Source organism: Mesorhizobium sp. BR1-1-4 (genome assembly GCF_020165375.1).
Lineage (GTDB): Bacteria > Pseudomonadota > Alphaproteobacteria > Rhizobiales > Rhizobiaceae > Mesorhizobium > Mesorhizobium australicum.
Map to the genome: position 1 here is coordinate 37270 of NZ_JAIUIB010000012.1, position 22341 is coordinate 59610.

15 protein-coding genes and 1 pseudogene are annotated in these 22341 nt (G+C 60.6%); 10 read left to right on the forward strand and 6 right to left on the reverse strand.

Annotated elements, in window-relative coordinates; genetic code table 11:
- Nucleotides 1–18: 18 nt before the first annotated feature.
- Nucleotides 19–476, reverse strand: a pseudogene (locus LB571_RS24000) (ferritin-like domain-containing protein); the annotation flags it as partial.
- Here LB571_RS24000 and LB571_RS24005 point away from each other — a divergent pair.
- On the forward strand, nucleotides 409–714 hold the full coding sequence (locus tag LB571_RS24005) for a hypothetical protein (RefSeq protein ID WP_224598800.1): 306 nt from the start codon (nucleotides 409–411) through the stop codon (nucleotides 712–714). The pseudogene LB571_RS24000 and the gene LB571_RS24005 overlap by 68 nt on opposite strands.
- A 510-nt stretch (nucleotides 715–1224) precedes the next feature.
- Nucleotides 1225–1638 carry a chemotaxis protein CheB gene (locus LB571_RS24010; RefSeq protein ID WP_224598539.1) on the forward strand — a complete coding sequence of 138 codons (414 nt, stop codon included), beginning with the start codon at nucleotides 1225–1227 and terminating at the stop codon, nucleotides 1636–1638.
- 974 nt (nucleotides 1639–2612) lie between these two features.
- Here the strand turns inward: LB571_RS24010 and LB571_RS24015 are convergent.
- From LB571_RS24015 to LB571_RS24025, 3 genes are all read right to left on the reverse strand, one after another.
- A complete protein-coding gene (locus LB571_RS24015; protein ID WP_224598542.1) occupies nucleotides 2613–3632 on the reverse strand; it encodes an NAD-dependent epimerase in 1020 nt (339 codons plus the stop codon).
- A gap of 107 nt (nucleotides 3633–3739) precedes the next feature.
- On the reverse strand, nucleotides 3740–5131 hold the full coding sequence (locus tag LB571_RS24020; protein ID WP_015316380.1) for an HlyD family type I secretion periplasmic adaptor subunit: 1392 nt from the start codon (nucleotides 5129–5131) through the stop codon (nucleotides 3740–3742).
- Complete coding sequence (locus LB571_RS24025) at nucleotides 5124–6878, reverse strand: type I secretion system permease/ATPase (protein ID WP_224598545.1); 1755 nt, start codon at nucleotides 6876–6878, stop codon at nucleotides 5124–5126. Before LB571_RS24025 ends, LB571_RS24020 begins: the two co-directional genes overlap by 8 nt.
- 404 nt (nucleotides 6879–7282) lie before the next feature.
- Here LB571_RS24025 and LB571_RS24030 point away from each other — a divergent pair, with 404 nt between their 5' ends.
- The 7 genes from LB571_RS24030 (at nucleotide 7283) to LB571_RS24060 (ending at nucleotide 18778) form a co-directional block, all read left to right on the forward strand.
- Nucleotides 7283–8992 carry a calcium-binding protein gene (locus LB571_RS24030; protein WP_140660802.1) on the forward strand — a complete coding sequence of 570 codons (1710 nt, stop codon included), beginning with the start codon at nucleotides 7283–7285 and terminating at the stop codon, nucleotides 8990–8992.
- A 683-nt stretch (nucleotides 8993–9675) separates the two neighbouring features.
- Entirely contained in the window at nucleotides 9676–10887 is a 1212-nt protein-coding gene (locus tag LB571_RS24035; RefSeq protein WP_041163711.1) for a glycosyltransferase, read from the forward strand.
- Nucleotides 10884–12146 carry an O-antigen ligase family protein gene (locus tag LB571_RS24040; protein WP_140725775.1) on the forward strand — a complete coding sequence of 421 codons (1263 nt, stop codon included), beginning with the start codon at nucleotides 10884–10886 and terminating at the stop codon, nucleotides 12144–12146. The genes LB571_RS24035 and LB571_RS24040 overlap by 4 nt, the downstream gene beginning before the upstream one ends.
- Nucleotides 12146–14137, forward strand: a complete 1992-nt coding sequence (gene asnB / locus LB571_RS24045) for an asparagine synthase (glutamine-hydrolyzing) (protein WP_224598548.1) — start codon at nucleotides 12146–12148, stop codon at nucleotides 14135–14137. The genes LB571_RS24040 and asnB overlap by 1 nt, the downstream gene beginning before the upstream one ends.
- Before the next feature lies 1 nt (nucleotide 14138).
- Nucleotides 14139–16373 carry a GumC family protein gene (locus LB571_RS24050; RefSeq protein ID WP_411961403.1) on the forward strand — a complete coding sequence of 745 codons (2235 nt, stop codon included), beginning with the start codon at nucleotides 14139–14141 and terminating at the stop codon, nucleotides 16371–16373.
- A gap of 34 nt (nucleotides 16374–16407) precedes the next feature.
- Nucleotides 16408–17715, forward strand: coding sequence for a lipopolysaccharide biosynthesis protein (locus LB571_RS24055; protein WP_015316387.1), 1308 nt, complete (start codon nucleotides 16408–16410; stop codon nucleotides 17713–17715).
- A gap of 1 nt (nucleotide 17716) precedes the next feature.
- Complete coding sequence (locus tag LB571_RS24060; protein ID WP_224598553.1) at nucleotides 17717–18778, forward strand: glycosyltransferase family 2 protein; 1062 nt, start codon at nucleotides 17717–17719, stop codon at nucleotides 18776–18778.
- 132 nt (nucleotides 18779–18910) lie between these two features.
- On the opposite strand, the gene LB571_RS24065 is transcribed toward LB571_RS24060, so the two are convergent.
- Entirely contained in the window at nucleotides 18911–19612 is a 702-nt protein-coding gene (locus tag LB571_RS24065; RefSeq protein WP_224586269.1) for a helix-turn-helix transcriptional regulator, read from the reverse strand.
- A 184-nt stretch (nucleotides 19613–19796) separates the two neighbouring features.
- Between LB571_RS24065 and LB571_RS24070 the strand changes: the two genes are divergently transcribed.
- On the forward strand, nucleotides 19797–21536 hold the full coding sequence (locus LB571_RS24070) for a PAS domain S-box protein (protein WP_224598556.1): 1740 nt from the start codon (nucleotides 19797–19799) through the stop codon (nucleotides 21534–21536).
- Between the two features lies 1 nt (nucleotide 21537).
- Here the strand turns inward: LB571_RS24070 and LB571_RS24075 are convergent, their stop codons facing one another.
- Nucleotides 21538–22209, reverse strand: a complete 672-nt coding sequence (locus LB571_RS24075; protein WP_015316391.1) for a LuxR C-terminal-related transcriptional regulator — start codon at nucleotides 22207–22209, stop codon at nucleotides 21538–21540.
- Between the last annotated feature and the right edge of the window lie 132 nt (nucleotides 22210–22341).

The following is a 22341-nucleotide window of genomic DNA, read 5'->3' on the forward strand; positions in this document are numbered from 1 at the left end:
CCGATGTCGCAGTTCCCAAGCCGCCTCGGCAGCGACGTTCACGGCTGACACTGCGAGCTGCGTCAGGGTTTCGTCGGTGTCCTTTTCCTCGGCAAGGGTAAGCTCAAGAAGCTTAACCGCTTCGGCCATGCCGAGCTCGCTAGCCCAGGTGCGCATCGTAAGCATCGAGAGCCGGAGAGCCCTTGTACTCGTCCATGATCTCGGTGCCTTCCTCCGTGATGCCCATGATGGCGGTACAGGTCTTACCCTGGGGCTTCTTGCCTAAGGTTTCGAATATTTTCTCCAGGCGCGCGACGTGCTCCTGGGTCTGGCCGCGGTGCTTTTCGAAGGCTGCCTTAAGGTCAGGGCTTTGTGCCGCCTTGGCCATCTTGGGAAGTGTTGCCAGGATCTTCTTCTCGGCGAAAATAGATGTCCTTCAAAGTGTCGACGAAGAGTTCGTTCAGGCCTTTCGTTGAGGCCCTTTTGGCGGTTGCCATGACTGTCTCCCTTTTTCACTGCCTCACAAGCGGGGCGGACGAGAAACAAAATTGCGCCAATGCAGTTCCATCGGGATTAGACTGGCATGCCGAACGGCTCTTGCCGGCGGTGCATGCAGATGCAAAATCACCGCCGAATTCCGACAAGCCATCGCCACTGCCGGCACACCGTCTTTGTCACCAGCTCGATCAATCATCGCCACACATCGACTCCTTATCCATCCAGCAGGACGACTGACCGACTTTCGATCCGGCTCCACGCGCCTACAAAAAGGAGCCTGGTTAACCCTGTCGAATCTAGATGCGCTTGGCCTTCAGCCGGCGTATGACAAATTAGCGGGAGGGCATCTGGGAGGAGCCCATTATGTTTGAGGTGCGAAGTTTTATCGCCAAGCTGGTGAAACGCGAGCGGATAGCTGCCAAGCAGCGAGCGATGCAGCCGATAGCGAACACAATCGCCGATCGGCCTGTTCACAACAGACCCCGGCCAGTCAGGAACAGACCGTCTCCGCCGCAACATCACGCCGCCAGCAACATGTAGGCTGTCAGACGCCCTGGGCCGCGCCTTTTGCCGGCTGCGGCCCTCTCCGTACCCATTTGGATGACCAGAGGCCGGGCTCGGTGGCAGCCCTTGAGGGACCGTTGGGGAGCAATATTGTGCTATCGCGAATGCTTTGAGGTTATCCTCGCGAAGCTGGTGCGAACCTGTTACCCTAGCAGATGCATATCCCGCACGCTAAGCACGAACGTGGCCCCTTTCTTCGTCGCCGTCGGCGCATCGGGATCAGATGGCCTCAGCGACATCAAAGACCTTCTTAGCAACCTGCCCAAGGACCTGCAGGCCATCGAGGGCGCTGGACACATACATCGCGGGCAGACCGTCGACATCCTCTTCAATTCTGTGGCCGTTCACGCCAAGACGTGCGCAATCGGCATCGTGTTATCGGGCTCGCTGAGTGATGGCTCACGCGGACTTGCCGCAATAGCCCACGCCAGCGGCGCAACGAAGGTCCTTACCGAGGCCGGCGAGATCAAAGCCGGGATGCCGATGAACGCGGCAATGTATGATGGGCCGCTCGACTTCACCGGTTCTGCCGATCAGATCGCCGGTGAGGTCATCCGAAGAGTGCGGCGAGCTCAGCCCCAGCCACTACTCGTTTAATCGAAAGCGAGGGGCAACTGAACATAACATTCTCGTTTGGTCCGACGGTCGGCAGCTCGCGTGCTGGTCAGGTCCCCGATACCCAGCCAGCCCCGCTTCCCTGCCGGTGAAGCAGGCCCACACGGTCGGCAAAGTGGCAAGCGCCTTCGTTGGAACCTAAACGCCCATAACCGGTTGGGCGCTTGGTGGCAGTGGCCCCTCCAGGCTCGCCGCTGGTTGAGGTCCGGCCTCAACTGCCCGCGCTTCTGCCGAGGGCGCGGGCTATCACTTAGGCCCAGAAAATGCGACGCAAGGTAGACAAATTAAGGCACGAACGGACTGACCGAATTTCGAGCCGTCATCGATGCGGAGCGCAGAGCCCGTGAAGAGAAGACGGCTCGTCTAAAGGCCGATCGGCTGGGGCAGCGTTCCGTCCCGCATGCAAATGTCGAGCCGAAGAACTTACGCTAGTCCGTGCAGCATGGGTAGGCTGCGGGCTTTTTTGCTACCGCCAAGAACCGATTCTATCGGCCCAAGGTGCCTGGCGCCCATTGACACCTCCCAGGTCGGGAGGCGCCGAAGAGTTGTTCAGACAGCTTCGGGGCGCCCTCCGGACCACCAAGAGCAACACATAAGACGCCGGTCCGCTTTGCCCAGGCCTTCCAAAAAGGTGATACCTATTGTGATACATATTGTGATACAAATTCGCGTCAGGTACACAAAAAGAAGAATAGAAACAATAGCTTATCCATCTGATCGATCCCAGCCAACGGTACCACTAGCACTCGCCCCATAACCGGTCGAAACTATTGGAGAAGGTTTTTCCAATAGCGGGTCCTTTCCTGATTGCATCGCCTTCGATGCTGCGCCCCTTGCTCTCGCGCACCGCAACTTTCGCGGTGTTCCGGCGCATCAGTAAGTGATGGCTCGACCCGCAAAACCACGCCCCGCTCTTAAACAGTCGGCTGCGGCCCGGGCCTCGCGAACCCGACCCGTCAGCTGTAGAAATCCTGGTACCACTCGACGAACCGCCCCACCCCCTCGGTGACGGAGGTGCGGGGGCGATAGCCGACCGCCGCCTGCAGCGCCGAAGTGTCGGCGAAGGTGTCGGGCACGTCGCCGGCCTGCAGCGGCAGCAGCTCGATCACCGCCTTGCGGCCGAGCGCGTTTTCCAGCGCCTCGACATAGGCGGTCAGCTTCACCGGATTGTTGTTGCCGATGTTGAAGATGCGCCAGGGCGCGCTGCTGGTCGCCGGATCCGGGCGGCCGGAATCCCAGGCCGGGTTGGCCGCGGCGGGGCTGTCGCTGGCACGGATCACGCCCTCGGCGATGTCCTCGACATAAGTGAAGTCGCGCGTGTGGTTGCCGTTGTTGAACAGCTTGATCGGCTCACCGGCCAGGATGTTCCTGGTGAACAGGAACAGCGCCATGTCAGGGCGGCCCCAGGGACCGTACACGGTGAAGAAGCGCAGCCCCGTGGTCGGCAGGCCGAACAGGTGGCTGTAGCTGTGCGCCATCAGTTCGTTGGCGCGCTTGGTGGCGGCGTAGAACTGCAGCGGATGGTCGGCCGGCCGATGCTCGGAAAACGGCATGTCGGTGTTGGCACCGTAGACGCTCGAGGTGCTGGCATAGGTCAGGTGCCCGACACGGCTGCCGCGGCAGGCCTCGAGCACGTTGGTGTAGGCGATAATGTTGCTCTCGACATAGGCGCGCGGGTTTTCCAGGCTGTAGCGCACGCCGGCCTGGGCGGCGAGATGGATCACCCGGTCGAAGCCATGGTCGGCAAAGCAGCCGTCGACCACGCCCCTGTCGGCGAGATCGCCGTGGATGAAATGATAGCCGGCATTGGTCTTGCGGCTCGCCTCGTCCAGGAGCCGCAGCCGCGCCTGCTTGATTTGCGGGTCGTAGTAATCGTTGATGCTGTCGATGCCGACAACCTCGTCACCGCGCTCCAGGAGCCGCCTGGCGACATGATAGCCTATGAAGCCGGCAGCGCCGGTGACCAATACCTTCATCAGAAGGCATTATAGGTTGCGCCGTGAAGCCGGCATCCTGCGGACGCATGATATGTCCAGCCCATGGCTCTCGGGCTGGACTGCCGGCATGCGAACTCCAGGCCTGCTTAGCGGAAAGCCCTGGAAATCTGGTCCGTGAGAGGTTTCAGCATATACGACCAGACATTGCGTTCATCCGTGCGGATGTGAACTTCCGCCGGCATGCCCGGTCTGAGTTGCCTGGCTTCCTTCAAGCACTCCGACTGACTGTCGACCTTGATACGGGCCGAAAAGTACGAAAGCTGGCGTTGCGGATCTTTGATCAGGTCCGCCGAGATGTACTTGACGGAGCCGTTGCAAACAGGGGTAGTCCCGGCATCGAAAGCTGGAAACCGGATCGAAACGCTCTGTCCCGGGTTGACGTCGTCTATGCGGGAAGGAGGGATCAACGCGTCCACGACAAGGTTGTCGGCCTCGGGAACGATCGTCATCAGCAGTTCGCCCGGGGCGACCACGCCGCCGACAGTGTGAACGGACGACTGCTGAACTGTGCCGGATTGCGGAGCGCGGATCTCGGTTTTGGTCAGTTCGTCTTGCGCCACGATCTTGCGTTCGTTGAGTTCGGTGCGCTTGGCTTCAGTCTCGCGCAGTTCACCGGTCACATCGCTTCGCCGTTGCTCGTCGAGCTGCAGGATTTGCAACTCGATCTCGCTGATCTTGGCCTGTGCCTCTGCTACCGCGGCTGCCAGTCGTCCCGACTCGCCCTTGGCACGGGTCGCATCCAGCCTGACGTTGCTGATCCTCTCTTTGGACACCAGTTTCTTCGAATAGAGGGCATCGACATCCGTAAGGTCAGTGCTCAGCAGCGCCGCTGATTCATCGGCTGCAACCTGCTGGGCCTTCAGGCCATCGATCTGACGCTCGAGTTGCTTTGTTTGGCTCGACAAGAGCGCCTTCTGCCCGGCCAATGCCGAGGCACGGGTTTCGAACAGAGCGCGCTCGCCGCTGACAAGGGCGGCCAGCTCCGGCTTTGGCATCCCGGCCTCAAGGCCGGCTGGAAGCTGCATTTCACGCAAACCGCCGCGTTCGGCCTCCAGTCGCGCAAGCCGCACCGTGGTCCGATCAAGATCTTCGCTGATGATCTGCAGATTGGCCCGTGGCAGCGTGCCGTCCAGCCGGACCAATATGTCACCGGCCCGAACATGGTCGCCGTCTTGCGCAAAGATGCCGCCGATCGTGCCGCCGGTCTGGTGCTGGACCTTCTTGATGTTGCTTTCGACCACCACCGTGGCGGGCGCGATCACGGCGCCGGCTATCTTGGTCAAGCCAAGCCATGCTCCGCCGCCGACCACCAGCAGGCCAGTCACAACGAGCCCCAGCGTCATGCTTGGCCAAAGGGTCCCTGGCGCAAGGATGCTGTCTGGCACCTTGGGCAAGTCGGTTTCGGCGGGCTGATCTCGAGTTCCGAACCGGGCAAGTGTCGGCATGAACGCAAGCACGCGGGGCAAGATGTCACGCATGTCCGGTCACTCCCGAGTGGATGGGCGCGATCGAAGATGGACGTTGCGCGGCAGGCGAGGGCGGCCGCCGCATGCCGGCAAGCACTTCCTCGCGCGAGCCGAAGGTGCGCAGCCTGCCATCCGCCAGGACCATGACCTGATCGATGTTGGTGAGGGCAGATGGCCTGTGTGCAACAACGATCACAATACCTCCACGCTGGCGGACGGCCATGATGGCTCCGGCCAGGGCGGCGTCACCTTCAACGTCGAGATTTGAGTTTGGCTCGTCCAGCACGACCAGGAACGGGTTGCCGTAGAGCGCCCGGGCAAGGCCGATAAGCTGCCTTTGCCCTGCCGACAGCGCTCTTCCTCCCTCGCCGATGCGCGTCTGGAAGCCTGCCGGCAGATGCATGATCATCGAGTGGACGCCCGCGGCTTTCGCCGCGGCGAGCACGCCCTGGGGGTCGCTCTTGCCGCCAAATCTCGAAATATTGTCCGCCACCGTCCCGTCGAACAGTTCAACATCCTGCGGCAGATAGCCAATGTGGGCGCCGAGCCGTTGCGCGTCCCACTGGTCGAGAGAGGCCCCGTCCAGCCGCACCGTGCCGTGCAGAGGGCTCCAAACTCCCACCAGCGCGCGCACCAATGTTGTCTTTCCCGAGCCGCTTGGGCCGATAACGGCCATTCCCGCGCCGCTCGAAAGCTGGAAGCTTACATCGATGAGCGTCGGCCTGGGTGTACCCGGAGGCGCTACCGCCAAACTATCGACCGCCAGGCGGGCTTCTGGCGGCGGCAACTTCATGGATTCCATTGGACTCTCGAACGCACGGAGCGCCGCTTTCAACTGGAAGTAGCTCTGCCGGGTGGATAGGAAACCCCGCCAGTTCGCAATCGCCGCATCGACCGGGGCTAGCGCGCGACCCAGCAATATCGACGACGCGATGATCACGCCAGGGGATGCTTCGCCTCCGATGACGAGATACGCGCCGAGCCCTAGCACCGAAGATTGCAGCACCATCCTAAGCGCCTTCGACAGCGAGCTGATTCCACCCACGATGTCGGAGAGCCGCTCCTGATAGGAGAGATAAGCGTGAGTGACTTCGCCCCAGCGTCCCGCCAGCCGTTCGGAGAGGCCCATGGCGTGGACCACCTCGGCATTCCGACGGCCGGAATCAGCAAGCGCGCGCTGTGTCAGGATCGCTTCGGACGCCAGCGCCGCAGGGCGGCGGCTGATGATCTCAGCCACGATGGTCAGCACGACGACGGCGACGGAGCCGAGGGTCGCAAGCACGCCGAGCGACGGATGCAACATGTAGATAATGAGCAGATAAAACGGGATCCACGGCGCATCGAAAAGAACCGTCGGCCCCGTTCCCGAAAGGAATCCGCGCAATTGATCGAGGTCCCGCAACGGAAGCACCCGGTCCGCTTCTCGACCGGCCCTGAGCGGGAGAAGCAACGAAATCGCGAATGTTCTCTGCTGCAAACTGCAGTAGAATCGACTGGCGATTCGGACCAGCAGACGAAGCCGCACGAAATCGAGCAGACCGTAGGCCGCATAGAGGCCCAGCATTCCGATGGTAAACCCGACCAAGGTCGGGACGCTTTGCGACGGCAGGACGCGATCATAGACCTGCAGCATGTAAACGGATCCGGTCAACGCAAGGATGTTTATCATTGCGGAAAAGAGTCCGATGCCAGCTATTCCGGGCAGGCAGTCTAGTATTGCGGAGCGTAGCGGAGAGGCGCTTTGTGGCTCTTTATTCATAGCTTATTGCTACGACACGACGTTGTCGCGTGTCTTTCTTTGTTCATCCGATGGGTAACCTTTTCTGATTCCACCATATCACATGCGCCCCCCGGACATGATGGCTAGCTAACATATGGCGAACTTTATGCAAAATGAAGCGAAATCGTGGCCGGGAGTCGGGGTGGGGAGAGGGGTGCCTGTGAAAACAGTGGAGAACTGTGCATGCGGTCGTCAGTGGAAAACCCGCAGATTTCGCTGCAAGCCACTGACTTTACAGTAAATTGCACTGACCCGTTGATGTGGCCATCCCCACAGCGATCAAAAACTTCGTTCAAAGATGTTGGTATGTGATTTTCATCTAATGTAGCTTTCGGTCTAACCCCCATCCAGGGCGGGGTGTTGCCAAACAAGAAGGAAAACGCATGGCGACTCTCCATTATGCATCAGGCGGTTCGGCTGCCGAAGTTGCGGGCGCCGGATTTAACCTGGCGGACGTTCAGTATCTTTCGCAGGTCAATGAGCTGCCCAGCGGAATGAAGGGGCTTGTCTATCTAAGCGCTCATGACGGGGTGACCTCGTCGTTCATCGAAAAAGTCACGCCCTTCCTCAACAATCCAAAAGTGTTTGGATTTTTCCTGATGGACGAGCCGGATCCTACCGGCAGATGGGGCACCTACGCGAGTGCGGCAAATCTGAAGGCTGAATCCGACTGGATCCATTCCCACTTCCCGGGCGCCAAGACCTTCATCACCATGATGAATATGGGGTCGTCCACCAACCCGGACTTTTCCAACACCTATAATCCCGCCAACACCGGGATCGACTACTATGGACTGGACCCATACCCGGTTCGCACGGGGATAAGCAGCGTCGACTACAACATGATCGACAGAGCCGTGGCAGCGGCCGTGAAATCAGGCATTCCGGCTGACAAGATCGTTCCTGTATATCAGACATTTGGCGGCGGCGGTTGGCAGACGGACACCGGCGGCAAGCACGTCATGCCAACGTCGACCCAAATGCAAACGATGATCGATCACTGGGCAAAGCTGGTTCCGTCCCCAGCCTTCGACTATGCGTATGCCTGGGGTTCTCAGAATGGCGACACCGCCCTGGAGAACTCCCCTGAGTTGCAGGCCGTTTTTCGCCAGCACAACCTCGCCAGCCCTAGTCCTTCGACACCGCCTCCGAGTTCCGAGCCGACAACGCCTACGCCCACCACGCCGACTGTCCCCGATCCCACGCAGTCGACCCATCACATCTTCCATGGCGGCCCTGGCGCGGACGTATTTCATTCGACCAGCGGGGACGACGTTTACTATGTCAACAATGCACATGATAAGGTGATGGAGGCATCAGGCGGCGGCTTCGACAAGGTGGTCGCCTCGGTCAGCTACGCATTGTCTGCTGGTTCGCATGTCGAGCAACTCTCGACCGACAAGACGGGCGGCACACATACGATCAACTTGACGGGCAACGAGTTCGGCCAGGCGATCAATGGCAATTACGGCGCCAACAAGATCGATGGTCGAGGCGGCGCCGATACAATGAAAGGCTATGGCGGCAACGACACCTATTTTGTCGACAATGTGCATGACAAGGTGGTGGAGCAGCCAGGCAACGGCAAGGACGCGGTGTTCGCCTCGGTGAGCTATGCTCTCTCGGCGGGCTCATCCGTCGAGAAACTTGCGACCACGCAGGCTTCGGGAACGGGGCAAATCAACCTGACCGGCAACGAGTTTGCCCAGACGATCCAAGGAAATGCCGGCGCCAACAAGATCAATGGCGGGGGTGGTTCCGATACGCTGACGGGCTTTGGCGGCAAGGACGTCTTCGTGTTCAACACCGCGCTTGGCTCTGGAAATATCGACAAGATAACCGACTTCAAGGTTTCCCAGGACAAGATCCAACTTGATCACAGCGTATTCACCGGACTCCAGCAGGGCGCCCTTTCGGCCGCGAACTTCCACATCGGCAAAGGTGCGCATGATGGAAGCGACCACGTCATCTATAACAGTTCGACCGGCGCGCTCTCTTTCGACAGTGACGGTATCGGCGGCCATGCTCAGACGCAGTTTGCGACCGTTGCTCCGCATCTCTCAATTGGCGCGAGCTCCTTTTTCGTGGTTTGACGCACGCGGTTGTGCTTCCGGCAGGAGCTGAGCGCTCCTGCCGGTCGGCTTCTCCGCTCGCCGTCGAGTTGAGCACGCACGCCGCTTTTGGGGGCTAAAAACGGCTGCCGTCCGAGGCATTGCGGGAACATTCTGCCTTGATCGTGGTTTGGTGCCATCGCGCAGGGGATGGATGACGTGCCAAGCTACGAAGTCGAGGAGATTTTCGCCGGCCAAGTCGTGGTGACCCACAAGGTAGTCGCACCAACTCCGTTTCGAGCAGCCAAGCTCGCGACAAACCGGGAAATCACGCTTCGTGCTTCCGAGGTCCGCTGGATCCGGGTATTCGAACAGGACGGCCGTCGCCGAGCCTATGAATATACGTTCTCGGATCGACCTCAACCCACCCCAACGAGCAATCTTGATAGTCCGATCACCCGTTCGCGATGAATGCGCATTCGCCCGGCTGATCCCATAGCGCACGGCGTCTCGATCCAAATAGTCCAGCCCGCAGTCCGATCCTTGCGCCGTTAGCGCGCAAGCACGGTCCTAGTTGCGTCATTCGAACGGACGAGGACAACGGCCAGCCCTGCCCGTAGCCTGAATTACTGGTGTAAATCGCAACGAAATCGGGCCATGGGAAACGATCCAAGTTCGAGCCGCTTATGGGAGCCGAAGGCCCGCTGGATTTCGGGAGCGGCACGATGAACCCACACCTGGTTTGCATCGGCGGCGAGGATCACGCCCTGAGGATCTCGTTTCTGATGGAACTCCGCGAGCGGGGTTTTCGGGTCACCGCAGTCTCGACGGGCGATGAAGCTCTGTTTTTACGGCACGGCATTCCGCACCGCCGCTACGAGTTCAATCGCTTTGCCAATGGCAGCGGCAAAGCCGGGACGATCAGGACATTGCGAAGGTTGTTGCGGGAACTCCGCCCCGACATTGTCCAAAGCTTCGATACGAAACCCAATTTGCTAACCCCGCTGGCGGTGCGGGGAGAAGTCCCGGTCGTCCGCACAATCAACGGCTTGGGCTGGACCTTCTCATCGCTGGAGCCGCGAGCCTTGGCCATGCGGCCCGCCTTCTGCGGTCTGCAGTGGGTTGCTTCCTTCTGGACTGCTGCCACGGTTTTCCAAAATCGCGACGACCAAGCCTTTTTTGAGCGCTATCGGCTGATCCCACGCGGCAGCGGACGCCTTATTCAGGGGTCGGGCATCGACGTCAATGCATTCGCGGTGGCAAGACGTCTTGCCTCATCACCAGCGGCAATGCGGCGGGAATTCGGACTGGAATCGGCCGAGATCGTCATTTTTGTCGGCCGGCTCACCCGCCTTAAGGGCATTCCGACCCTTCTCGAGGCGATTCCGCACATTCTCTCCAAAAGACCTCATGCGCGTTTCGTGCTCGTTGGCCCACGGGAATCGGAAGGACCATTCGCCGTCGAAAAGTCCGAAATCCAACGATTTGCTTCTCATGTAACCGTGCTGGGCAAACGGCATGATGTCCCCAGTCTGCTTGGCATGGCTGATTTGTTCGCCTTCCCAACGCAATATCGCGAGGGCGTTCCGCGCGTCTTGCTGGAAGCCGGACTCGCTGGATTGCCGATAGTCGCATCGCGAATGCCCGGTTGCAGCGACGTCGTCGAAGATGGGTGGAACGGTTATCTGGTCACGCCGCGCGATGCTCGCGCCCTTGCGGACCGGATAGTCGACATACTGTCGGACCGCACCTTGGGAGCGGCCATGGGGCAGCGCTCCGCCTCGCTTGTCAGGGAGCGTTTTGCCCTGCCGGGCATCGTCGACCAGTACTGCGATGTCTATAAGAGCAATCTCAGGACCAAATCTCGCGGCTTGCTTGCTCCATCGCCTCTGGAGAGCGGCATTGCGAACCGCCGGTTGGACGGGGCGCGGCAATGATGCGCGACGCGTTGCTTGCCGGCGGTGTCATCCTGTCAGCCGCGTCGCAGCTCTCCGTCCCCGGCATGCCATTCGGCTATGGCGAACTGCTCCTGGCGCTTTGGATCATGCTGTCGGCCGGACGAATGTTGGTCGGCGGGCGCGTCGAAGCGACACCAGCCTTCGCGCAACTCGCGACTTTTTGGCTGCTCCTTTCTCTCGCATTGGGGATCGGCACGATCGTCGGCTACTTGACCACCCTGCTTTACCCGACAGGGTTGTTGCACGACACAATGGCCTACGTGCTGTTGGCCAGCATCACTTGCCTGGCGAGTGTTGAGCCGGACGCGGGGCGTCGTCTTCGACGCAGCGGTTGGTGGGCGATCGCGTTCGCCGACGCGATATTTGCCATCCAACTCGCCATCGCGTGGGGTTGGCTCCATCAGCCCGGCGTCGATCCCTGGTATTGGGACCGCTTCCGCGGCTGGTCTGAAAACCCGAACCAGCTCGCGCTCTATTGCGCGCTTCTTGGTCCGCTGGCGCTGCACCTTGCAACCACTACTCGCAACCGGTGGGGTCAGGCCCTTGCGCTCTCAAGCCTCGTGTTCATCTTTTTTGTCGGCCGCCTGACCAGGAGCGATGCCTATCTCTACACCACGATTGTAAGCGGCGTCGCCTTCCTCGGGTTGCGGTTGAAGGCATGGTTGGCATCCGATGGCAATCGAACCAGCCTGCCCAGGCAGATCGCACTTCTGCTGATGGTCGGCGCTGTCCCCCTGGTGATAGCGATGACCCCCTATCTTCTTAGCGAGGAAAGCTTTGCGGCGAATTTTGCCAAGAGCCTCACCAAGGACGGAGGCGGCGAGGCCACGGCTGAAACATTCGAACTTCGGGTTTATCTGTGGGATGAGGCGCTTCAGAAGGGGCTGCAATCGGCATCGCTCGGCCTCGGTCCTGGCCCCCACCTGGAGCGCCCGCCGACGGCCGACATGCAATTTCTGGAGCGGCCGTTCGAAGCGCACAATACGGTTCTCGACCTCTATCTGCAGGGCGGGCTGGTCGCGGTCATCGCCTTGCTGTGGATCGTTGGATTGGCGGCCATGTCCGCCTGGCGCGCTCGCTACGACGCGCTTTTGGTGCTCGTGGCGTCCGCAGCCGTGTTCAGCATACCGCACCTCATCATTCGTCATCCGATCGTGTGGTTTGCATTGACCTTCTGCCTCGTCGCGGGAACGCCAAGCGTTTTCCGGCGCGAGCTTGAGCCTTCAGAGGTGATGTGATGTGCGGGATAGCCGGGATACTTCTCGCGTCCAATGCTGCCGACCCCAAGTCGCTCGATCAGATCGGGCAAATGATGATGGCGCTTCGTCACCGCGGTCCGGATGGCGAAGGACTCTGGACGGATCGCGAAGCAGGCATTGCCTTAGGCCACAGGCGGCTGGCGATCGTCGATCTGTCGGAAACGGGGCAGCAGCCCATGCTGTCCACAAGCGGTCGGTATGCGATCACCTTCAACGGCGAGATATATAATTTCCGTGACCTGCGTCTCGAGCTCGAAGGCGTCGGTCACCATTTCCGCGGCACCAGCGACACCGAAGTCATGTTGTGTGCGATCGAGAGCTGGGGCCTCGAGGCCGCACTCCAGCGTTTTGCTGGCATGTTCGCGTTCGCCTTGTGGGACCTGAAGACCAGGACCCTGCATCTCGCGCGCGATCGATTGGGCAAAAAGCCCCTCTACATCGCTTCAGCCAGGCATGCGCTGGTCTTTGCTTCCGAACTGAAAGCAATCAGCCGCTTTTCACGCTACTCTCCGGAGATCGATCTGGATGCCGCCACTGCAATGCTTTCCAAGGGGTGGGTCCCGGATCAGAGTTGCATCTGGCGAGGTGTCTTCAAACTGCCACCCGGCTCGGTCCTGACCCTCACGGCCGCGACTGTAGCGGAGGGGCGCGGGGCCGCCTCCCTTTCGCAGGGCGCAAGTCGCTGGTGGTCGCTGGCCGAAGTCGCCAAGAACGGGCGAGAACACCAGATCGCCGGCAGTGACGACGATTTGACCAATGAACTGGATGATCTGCTCCGGCTTGCCGTTCGCGAGCGCATGATCGCCGACGTTCCGTTGGGCGGTTTCCTGTCGGGAGGCGTCGACAGCTCTACCGTTGCAGCCTTGATGCAGGCTCAATCTCCAAATCCCGTGCGCACTTTCACCATCGCCTTCGCGGAGAGCGGCTTTGACGAGGCCCCTTACGCCGCCGAGGTAGCGCGCCATCTGGGCACCGACCACACGGAACTACACCTTTCGGCCGCCGCCGCGCGTGACGTGATCCCCGAACTGCCAACGGTGTGGGATGAGCCATTCGCCGACGAATCGCAGATACCGACTCTGCTGGTGGCGCGGCTGGCCCGCCAGCACGTGACCGTGGCGCTGTCGGGGGACGGCGGAGACGAGTGCTTTGCAGGCTATGGCCGCCACTTCATGGCGGACCGGCTGAAACGGTACCAAGGTCTACCCGCAAGTGCACGACGAACGGTGGCGGCCGGCGCAGGGATGCTGTCCAGGGCGGCTCGTCACGATTTCATTGGCAACCTGCCACTTCCGTCGCATGTGCGGCATGCGCTGCGCAGCGATCGGCTCACTCGCTTCGCCTGGCTTCTCGCCGCGAAGGATGAAGACGAGCTGCACAGGCGGCTGACGGGATCATCGGCCGAAAACCTCACCCGGCACGAGACTCCTGCATCCATAGTCTCTGCACCGCGGCTCGACGGGCTGTTGTCTCGCCTCCTGTACGACGACATGTCCGGTTACCTCGCTGGTGACATTCTCGTCAAACTGGATCGAGCCAGCATGGCCAACAGCCTCGAGGCGCGTTGTCCCCTGCTGGACCACCGCGCCGTCGAATTCGCTTGGCGCCTTCCGGCTGCCATGAAGGTTCGCAACGGCGGAGGCAAGTGGATCCTTCGAAATGTGCTGCGTCGTTATCTTCCGCAACGGCTGATCGACCGGCCGAAGCAGGGCTTCGACGTGCCGATCGCGGCTTGGCTGCGGGGCCCGTTGCGCAGCTGGGCCACCGATATTCTGTCCGATGTTCGCAACCAGGGCGAAGGCTTGCTGGACAGCACAAAGGTGGACGCCTGCTGGCGCGATCACGTTGCAGGACAGGACCGCTCCCGTGAACTGTGGTCGGTGCTGATGTTTCAAGCCTGGTGCAACGAGGCCAAGCGGCAGGCGTCGGCATCGAACTCATCCCGTGAACTCGATCTGGCAGGAGTATGAAATGGCGGGTTCCGCAGTCAGCCGAATTGAATTGCCACGAGCCACCCCGGTGGCTGCCCCGGCTCCTGAAAGCAGGGCCCGCGTACGGCCTCCCAGAAGCGCCCCGAATTCAGCAACCCCGTCTCGCCAACTGCTGGTGACATTGGCGAGCAGGAAATGGATCATTCTGCTCTTCGCGGTTGTCGGCGGCATCTTGGCGGCCTTGGCGGGAATAACCCGCCCTACCATGTACGAAGCCACCAGCCAGCTTATCATAGACGCTCCTGCCAGGGCGGCCCTTCCCGCCAGCCCGGGCTCAGCGCAGGACATGATCGATTCAAGCATTGACGACCACATCACGATGCTCTCGTCGGAGAGCCACCTTCGTCGAGTCGCCGCAGCGCTGCGTCAACCGAGCCCGGCCAACGCGAACGCACAACCGCAAGCCGGGAAGGGAAGCTCCAGCCAGGGGCCAACGCCCGCCGATCCGCCGACATCGCACTCTTTCGCTGGCGATCTGCTGAAGCGCCTTTGGCCGCGGGATGTTGTATCCACCAATGCGCCGCAAGCAGCAGAGGCCGCCGAGATGAAAGCGCTGCGCAAAGGGGTAAGGGTCGGACAAGAGCTCCGGTCCCGGGTCATTTCCGTCGGCTTCTCGGACGATGACCCGGCGCGCGCGGCGATGGTGGCCAATACATTCACCAAGATCTATGTCGACGACCTCGCGCAGAAAAGTCAGGCGTCGAACATGCAGGAACTTGACGCCGTCGTCGCCAGTTTGCCCAAACTGCAGAATGAACTGGTGGATGCGTCCAATCGGCTCGAGGAGTATCGGCTGAGCCATGGCGCGGTCGATCAAGGCTCGGCTGACAAGGTGGCCGGGGAGAGGGCGGATCTCAGCCAACAGATATCGATGTCCAAAGCGGATCTGGCGGCGCTGGAGTCCCGGCTCCAGCGTATCCAGGAGCTTCGAAAGCAGGGCGCGCCGGCCGCGACCCTGGCCGAGGCCGCCGGCACGCAGGAGTTGGCCGACCTTTCGGCTCGCGTGGCCAGGGCGCCAGCGGACAAGGATCTGGCCAATGCCTTTTCCGTCGCGATCGAAAAGGTAATCGCTGATATCGTCGCTGAAGCGGACATCTATCGTGCCCAGGTCGAGGCTCTGGGAAATCGAATGCGTGTGCTCGATGCGGTCGCGGCCGACACGGCCAGCCGGCTCGCCGGTTTGCGGGCGCTCGAACCTCAAGTCAGCCTCCTGACGCAACGCTACAACGAACTTCTCGGCCGCCAGCAGGACCTGAAGCGGCGCATCGGAGCTCCGTCCGCCGGGGTCTCGGTCCTTTCCGTTGCATGGCCGCCGACAATTCCGCAGACATTGCCGCCGGTTTTTTTGGTTCCACCGGGAATGATTGCGTTCGGCCTCCTTGGCGCCGTTTTGGTCCTCATGCGAAATCGCTTCGATCGCACCTTGCGCGGTGAAGCGGAGGCGGAAGCCGTGCTCAGGATACCGTGCGTGGGGCTCGTGCCCGAACCGGGCAGGATGCACGCCAAACAGTTGCGTGACTTGGTTTTGGGCCAGCCCAAGTCGGCCTACAGCCGTGCGGTGACGTCGCTGCTGGTCGCGGCCGCGCCAAATCAGGCAAGGGGTCGTGCTCCGCACACGATCCTGCTCACGCCAAGCGTCCGGGCTGACGGAGCGACCGAGCTTGCGTGGGGCCTGGCCTTGGCGGCCACCCGACTGGGCAATCGTGTTCTTCTGGTGGATCTCCAGCGGGCGGGCTCCCAACTTACGCCCGAGTTTCTGCGCCAGTTCAACGGACCCAAGGCTCGTCATTCCTTCGCGGATTACATCAGCAGTCGTTGTACCTTGGATGACGCGGTCGCCAGCATTCCCGAAATTGGCATCGACCTGACGACCATGGCACCTGCAGAAGATCTTTTGGCTCTCCTGGCGCGTGTCGACACCGCCAAGTGCAGGGAAGATTTGCACTCGGCGTACAGCCTCGTCATCATAAACGGGCCATCGGGGCTGGCTGGGCCAGAAGCCATGTTCCTCAAGAGCTGGGCGGACGCGGTTCTCGTTACCGTTCGCTGGGCAAGAACCTCGCGGCATGTCGCGCGCGGGGTGGTGGAGCAGCTCCTGAGCGACGGAACGCTCTCGGTTCCGGTGGCGAGCGTCCTTACCCGGGTGAACCTCACCCGGTACGGCAGGTATCGGTTTGGCGACAGTGCCGATCTTTTGCGCGAGAGGATCTCATGAATTCGACCGGCACCGGCCGTAAGCAAGGCTCGCCATGATCCGACTTCCGCAAAGCCCGATCGGCAAGGTCCTTCGAGCGGCCGGTGGCGTGTCGGCCATGGCGATTGCCGGTCAGCTCATTCTTGTCGCGACCATTCCGGTGTTGGCCAGGCTCTATTCTCCTGCTGATTTCGGCTTGTTCACGATCTATCTTTCGACCGTGAACATACTGGGGGCGGTCGCGGCACTGCGCTTTGAGGCTTCGCTGTACGGCGTCAAGAGCGACGCGCAGGCATACGTCACGGTTAAGCTCATTCTTTTGGCCGTGTCGGCAACCGGCGTTCTTGCCTTGACGGCGGGGGTCATGTTGTCGAGCACCGTTCCGGTCCGCGCTGTTGACCTTGTGTGGCTGGTCCCGATCGGCATGGCAGGCGCAGGTCTTGTGGAGACCATGAATTGCTGGAGCCTGCGTGCCGGCCTGCTGCGCGACTTCGCGCTCGGCCGCTTGATCTTGCCCGCGACGATGGCGTTGTTGCAACTGATGTTCGGCATCGTCCATCTCGGAGGAGAGGCGATGGTGCACGCTCACATTCTCAGCCAATTCATCTTCATTGGGTTCCTTGGCGTTCGGATTTTCCGCTGGGAGGACGTGTGCGGTATTGCCCGCGCGCCGTGGCAAACGGTCTTTGAAAAGGCCAGGCGCGAATACAAATTTCCACTGTTCGACATCCCGGCAACGGTCGCAAGTTTCGCCATCAACAACCTTCCGGCGATACTCGTCGGCTCAATGTTCGGGACCGCCTATGCGGGCTATCTGGGCGTCGCGTCGCGGCTCGTCACCGGCCCCGTCACGCTCATAGCCACGCCGCTCAGCAATGTCTTTGTCGCCGAAGCCAACAAGGGCGGCGGCCGCAGGCATCTGCTCGGCCTCGCACGAGGCCTGCTGATCCTTGCCGGCGGGCTCACTTCACTGCCCATTCTGGCTCTTGGCCTCGCCGCACCGCAGCTCGTCGTACCCCTATTGGGACGGCCATGGCTGCCCGCCGCCGAAATCATGACGGCGCTGGCGTTCATGGGCGCGGTGCAAGCTTTGTCGACGCCGCTTCAGGATGTGCCGGCTCTCCTGCGACGGCAGGAGGTGCGCCTGGTCGTCGATGCCGTAAGGACGGTGCTCGTGTTTGGTCCGCTTCTAGCCGGCGCCAGAGCTGGCTGGGAACCTCTCACTGTCATTTATCTCATGGCTGCCGGCGGCGCCGGGGGCTTCTTCATCAAGACGGCAGCCTCTCTCTATCTGTTGAAGCAAAGTGTTCAACCGGACGAGACGTCGCCTCGCAGCCGGTGCATCGCCTTGGAGGAAAGATAACATGACGCAGATGGACAGTCGCGACGCCCTTCCTTCCGCAGCCCTGCCAACAGGGGTCGGACCTTCGCAAGATGAGGGGTCGGCGGAGTTGGCGACACTGCGGCCGTTCATTTCAGTGGCCATCCCGACCTTTCGCAGGCCAGATACCATTCGAAGGACAATCGACAGCATCCTCCAGCAGGATTTTGCGAATTGGGAACTGGTGGTTAGCGACGACGAGGGGCAAGGAGGGCTGTCCTGGAGGATCGTCGACGACTATGCGCGTGCCGACGGTCGCATCCGGATTGTCGAGAACGGCAGGGGGCGAGGCCAGGTCGAGAATACCAACAATGCCATGCTGGCTTGCACCGGCACCTGGATCAAGTTGCTGCATGACGACGACTGGCTCGCGCCCGGCGCGCTCAAGCGATTTGCCGAGGTGTCCAAGGAGCATCCCTCGGCCGCATTCATGACCTGTGCAGCCAATATCGTGGAAGACGGCAGGATCATGCTCCGCTCGACGCCATCGGAGCAAAACCGCGTTTCAGTCTATTCGAGCCAGCAATGCCTCAGGGATCTTTACCTTGTCCGGACGACGAGGAGCCTCGGCATCATTCCCTCGACACTGTTGATCAACAGCAAGGTTCTTCAGGCTGGATGCCGAATGCGTGCACACAAATCGATCCCCGCCGGCGTCGACCAACTGTTCTTCGTGGACCTGGCCGGTCACGGAGACATGGTTGCGATTAATGAGGGTCTGATTTTTTACGACGCGACCAACCATCCGAGCATCACCACATCGAAGAGCTACACGGAAGTGGACGAAGTTACGCTTGCGGTTAAGCAGCTTAATTGGCAGCTGCTCGAAAACAGAAGGAATCTTCCTGACCCTGAGAGCCTCTTGCGAGCATTGCGGGTTGCACGCGTACCCGCCAGATTTCATCACCAGTCCTTGCCCGTGACTATCCGCGACACGCTGCAAATTCTTCGCCCATCAGTGATGAAGATCGCAAGCCAGTACCTCGTGGAATACCTGTTCAGGATCCGCCCGGTCCTAGGGCCATGGTATACCCGAAGACAGTGATGGAGCTGACCCGTTCAAGGCCGCGCACGGGACGCGGCACGCGCCGAACCGATTTATGGGGCACGGATTCACGACGGCCGCCCCTGCGGTGGCCACAAGGCTGGACACGATCATCCCCGGATGTTCAGGGAACTAGGGCAACACCGAGACGCGTGCGAGAAGGGTGACCAATTCTGCCTGACGCCTGGTTTCAGTTTTGGCGAACAGTGATGCGAGCTGGGTTCGGATGGTCGTCCGGCTGAGCGCACAACTTTCAGCGATTTCCAACGGGGTGTAGCCCTTTGCCAACCGCACCGCCAGATGTGTCTCGGCTCCGGTCAAACCGAACATTCGCTGCAGGGTTTGAGGGTTGGGCGCCGATTTCGTCTCTCGGTCCAACAGGGCGACGACGATCGTGTTGTCGGCTGCGAAGAGGCCGCGCTCGTTGATGACAACGGGGCGATCTCCGCTGCTGCGGATCACAATCCATGCAAACGATCCGGGGTTGAGGTGGCACGGCACGTTCGCGATCAGGCTTCTGAGCGCTCCCGAAAGGCCGTCGGCGTTGTTCACCTGGCTGCCATAACCGCTGAGAATGACGCGCGCGGTGGCGTTCCACTTGAGGACTTTCCTGGTTTCGCTGAGCACGAGACATCCGTAGCCAAGGCGATCAAGCATACCCGGGAAAGAATGCAGCGGCGGTTGGTCACCTTCGGTGGCGGCAGCAGGCCTTTCAACCTGCCGGTCGGAGCTTTGGGCATGGCGCAAGGGAGACGGCCTGCTGCCAGGCCCCATGGCCGCCATCGCACGTTGCACTTGGAAAACAGTACTTCTCGGCCGTTCGACCAGGTTCATTGTCGTCACCACTTTCCGGTTTCGCTGTCAGATCGGCGCCAGCGCATGGGCTAAGTGTTGGAACTTTCTTCTGATGATTCTGATAGGCTGACATTTCGGCGCGCGAAAGCGAGCAGCAGCACTAGGTCCGATAACCAAAGGCTCTAAGCCGCATTGGCTAAGCCAAAAGTTGTAGGTAGTCAGGATGAGATTGCGGATAGGCGGTCCCGTACTGTCGGACAGGCTACGACAACATCTGGTTTCGTCGGCCGTCCTGCTGGCTACCCTTTTTATCGAGATGAAATCGTCGCTGACAGGTGGTGGCAGTGCGGCCTTTCTGGAATGTGTGCCGGCGATTGTCATCATCGCCTTCCTGGAGGACCGCTGGCCTGCGATGGCTGCCACGTTTGCCATGGTGGCTGTCGGCTTGGCAGTTCGCCTGGCGGCGAACGGTCAGTTGGTCGGAGATGATCTTTCCGAGGCCATTCTCCTCGCCTTGTCCGGCGGGATGATCGCCTTTCTTTTCCATCGTTCAAGGCAGGAGTTGAGGAGCGCGCTCGATGTCGCCGAGACCAGGCTTACCGCCATCGAAACGACCGAAGCGCGATATCGCTGGGCTTTCGAGCGGGCCGCCTTGGGATTTGCGACCGCAAATGACCGTGGCGAGCTGCTGCAGGTCAACATGTGCATGTGCAGTATGTCCGGCTACGCACAGGAAGAGCTCGTCGGCCAGCATATCGAAACGCTCGTTCATCCTGACGAACGCGATCTGTTCGCCAGGCTTGGACGTGGTCTAAGCGCGGAGGCGCCGTCGTTTGGCTTGGAAATGCGCTTGAGAAGGAAGGATGGCACTGTTTTCTGGGCTCGCGTGACGCTCTCTTGGTCTGGTCCGGAGAAACAACTGCCGATGGGCATATTTGTCGTCTTCGAGGATATCACTGAACGCAGGGCTGCAAGCGAAGCGCTCTTGAGCCAAAAGGAATGGCTGGACCTTGCGCTGCTCGCCGGAAGGCTTGGCACATGGCGCGTGGACTACAAGGAGAGAATTGTCTCCGGTTCAGATCAATTTTGGGAAATTCTTGGTTTGCCGCCAGCCGCTTCCCGTCCTCTGGACGAGCTGTCGGCGATCATTCATACGGCGGACTGGCCAAAACTCGGGGCCCATTCAGAATTCATCGCGGCAACCGCCAACTACGACGCAGAGGTTCGAGTTCGGCGGTCGGACGGACAGTTCCGCTGGATTGCCCTGCGCGGCCGTGAGGACATCCGCGATGGCTATCATCAGCGGTTCGGGATCGCGGCTGACCTTACCGAGCGGCGGCAGACGACACTGTTGCGGGCCGCGGTGAGAAGACAGGAGCGGCTTATACTTGAACAGCGGCACCGGCTCAGTAATCTGTTTGCCGTGATCACGGCTGTCGTGAAAATGATCCCTGCTTCAGACCAGGATATTTCCAAGTACAGAGGAGATCTTTTAGAGCGAATTCGGGCGCTCGAATCCACGCACCTGCTGTTGATCAACAATGCAGAGTTATCATCTACGATCCGCGATATTGTCGCACATGCGCTTCGCCCCTACGCGGAGGCACACAGAGCAACGATCACAGGGCCTCATGTCAGAATCGTCGGAGGCGCTGCGGAAAGTTTCGCGATGGTCGTCCACGAACTCACGACAAATTCGGTCAAGCACGGGGTGCTCGGGAACTCCCAAGGCCAGGTGGAGGTAAGGTGGGGCGTCGCACCCGAGGGCTCGGACGGCGACATCGTGTTCGACTGGATCGAACGAGGCGGCCGAAATGCCAAGCCTGTCCTGCGGAAAGGTTTTGGGTCGATTGTCCTTGGCGCCGATGGAACGCCCTTGGTCGGTCACTCTTCGAAACTGGAAATGTCGGCTGGTGGATTGCGATATCAGCTACGCCTATCCCAGGGCGAGATTCAGCCTTAACTTAGATCGTTCCAAGCCATGTCCTCATCAAAACAGCGACCTCGGTGCGGTTTCGGACTCCCAGTTCACGCAAGATTGCGGCGGCATGGATCTTCGTCGTGGCCTCGGCGATGTCGAGATCGCGGGCGATCTCCTTGTTCGAATAACCTTCGGCCATAAGCTTGAGCACGTCCTTTTGCCTTGACGTGAGCCTTCCCAGAGAACCTGGGCTGGCCAAGGCCTGGTGCGAAGCCTCCACGGGAGATCTATGCGTCTGAGGCGCGGCTGCGCCAGAGCTTCGCGACAGGAGGGCTGGTACATAGATGCGGCCTGACAAGATCTCTTTGACAGCCAGCACCACCTCCTCATCCGGCTGCGACTTCACGATGTAGCCGTGGAGGCCAACTGAAAGGGCCAACAAAATTTCCGATCGTGAATCGTTTCCTGACACAATCGCAAACCTGCTTTTGGGATAGGCGGCGAGAACGTCGCCGAGCACTTCCTGGGTGAGCAGCCCGGGCATGTTCAGGTCCAGGATCGCAAGATCAATTGTTTCGTGTTCGGCCAGGAGCCCAACCACGGCATCAAAACAGGTCGCCTCGATTATTTCGGCTCCAGGGATTCCGGCTGTCAGCGCCATGCGCAAGCCACGTCGATAAAGGCCATGATCATCGGCTATGACGATCTTGTACATAGAAACCCCCACGCACAAACAACCCGCACTACCTGGCCGCGCCTTGCAGGAGCGCCGGTACGTCCAGAAAGGTGGACCCCGACGTCCTACAACCCCGTCCTGCTAATTACCGTACGCTAATGTAGCTCGGTT

What these genes read in the sequence shown, in the direction of transcription:
- LB571_RS24005 (WP_224598800.1), top strand. Translation starts at nt 409, where the DNA reads ATGTCCTTCAAAGTGTCGACGAAGAGTTCGTTCAGGCCTTTCGTTGAG.
- LB571_RS24015 (WP_224598542.1), bottom strand. Translation starts at nt 3,632, where the DNA reads ATGAAGGTATTGGTCACCGGCGCTGCCGGCTTCATAGGCTATCATGTC.
- LB571_RS24020 (WP_015316380.1), bottom strand. Translation starts at nt 5,131, where the DNA reads ATGCGTGACATCTTGCCCCGCGTGCTTGCGTTCATGCCGACACTTGCC.
- LB571_RS24025 (WP_224598545.1), bottom strand. Translation starts at nt 6,878, where the DNA reads ATGAATAAAGAGCCACAAAGCGCCTCTCCGCTACGCTCCGCAATACTA.
- LB571_RS24030 (WP_140660802.1), top strand. Translation starts at nt 7,283, where the DNA reads ATGGCGACTCTCCATTATGCATCAGGCGGTTCGGCTGCCGAAGTTGCG.
- LB571_RS24035 (WP_041163711.1), top strand. Translation starts at nt 9,676, where the DNA reads ATGAACCCACACCTGGTTTGCATCGGCGGCGAGGATCACGCCCTGAGG.
- LB571_RS24040 (WP_140725775.1), top strand. Translation starts at nt 10,884, where the DNA reads ATGATGCGCGACGCGTTGCTTGCCGGCGGTGTCATCCTGTCAGCCGCG.
- asnB (WP_224598548.1), top strand. Translation starts at nt 12,146, where the DNA reads ATGTGCGGGATAGCCGGGATACTTCTCGCGTCCAATGCTGCCGACCCC.
- LB571_RS24050 (WP_411961403.1), top strand. Translation starts at nt 14,139, where the DNA reads ATGGCGGGTTCCGCAGTCAGCCGAATTGAATTGCCACGAGCCACCCCG.
- LB571_RS24055 (WP_015316387.1), top strand. Translation starts at nt 16,408, where the DNA reads ATGATCCGACTTCCGCAAAGCCCGATCGGCAAGGTCCTTCGAGCGGCC.
- LB571_RS24060 (WP_224598553.1), top strand. Translation starts at nt 17,717, where the DNA reads ATGACGCAGATGGACAGTCGCGACGCCCTTCCTTCCGCAGCCCTGCCA.
- LB571_RS24065 (WP_224586269.1), bottom strand. Translation starts at nt 19,612, where the DNA reads ATGAACCTGGTCGAACGGCCGAGAAGTACTGTTTTCCAAGTGCAACGT.
- LB571_RS24070 (WP_224598556.1), top strand. Translation starts at nt 19,797, where the DNA reads ATGAGATTGCGGATAGGCGGTCCCGTACTGTCGGACAGGCTACGACAA.
- LB571_RS24075 (WP_015316391.1), bottom strand. Translation starts at nt 22,209, where the DNA reads ATGTACAAGATCGTCATAGCCGATGATCATGGCCTTTATCGACGTGGC.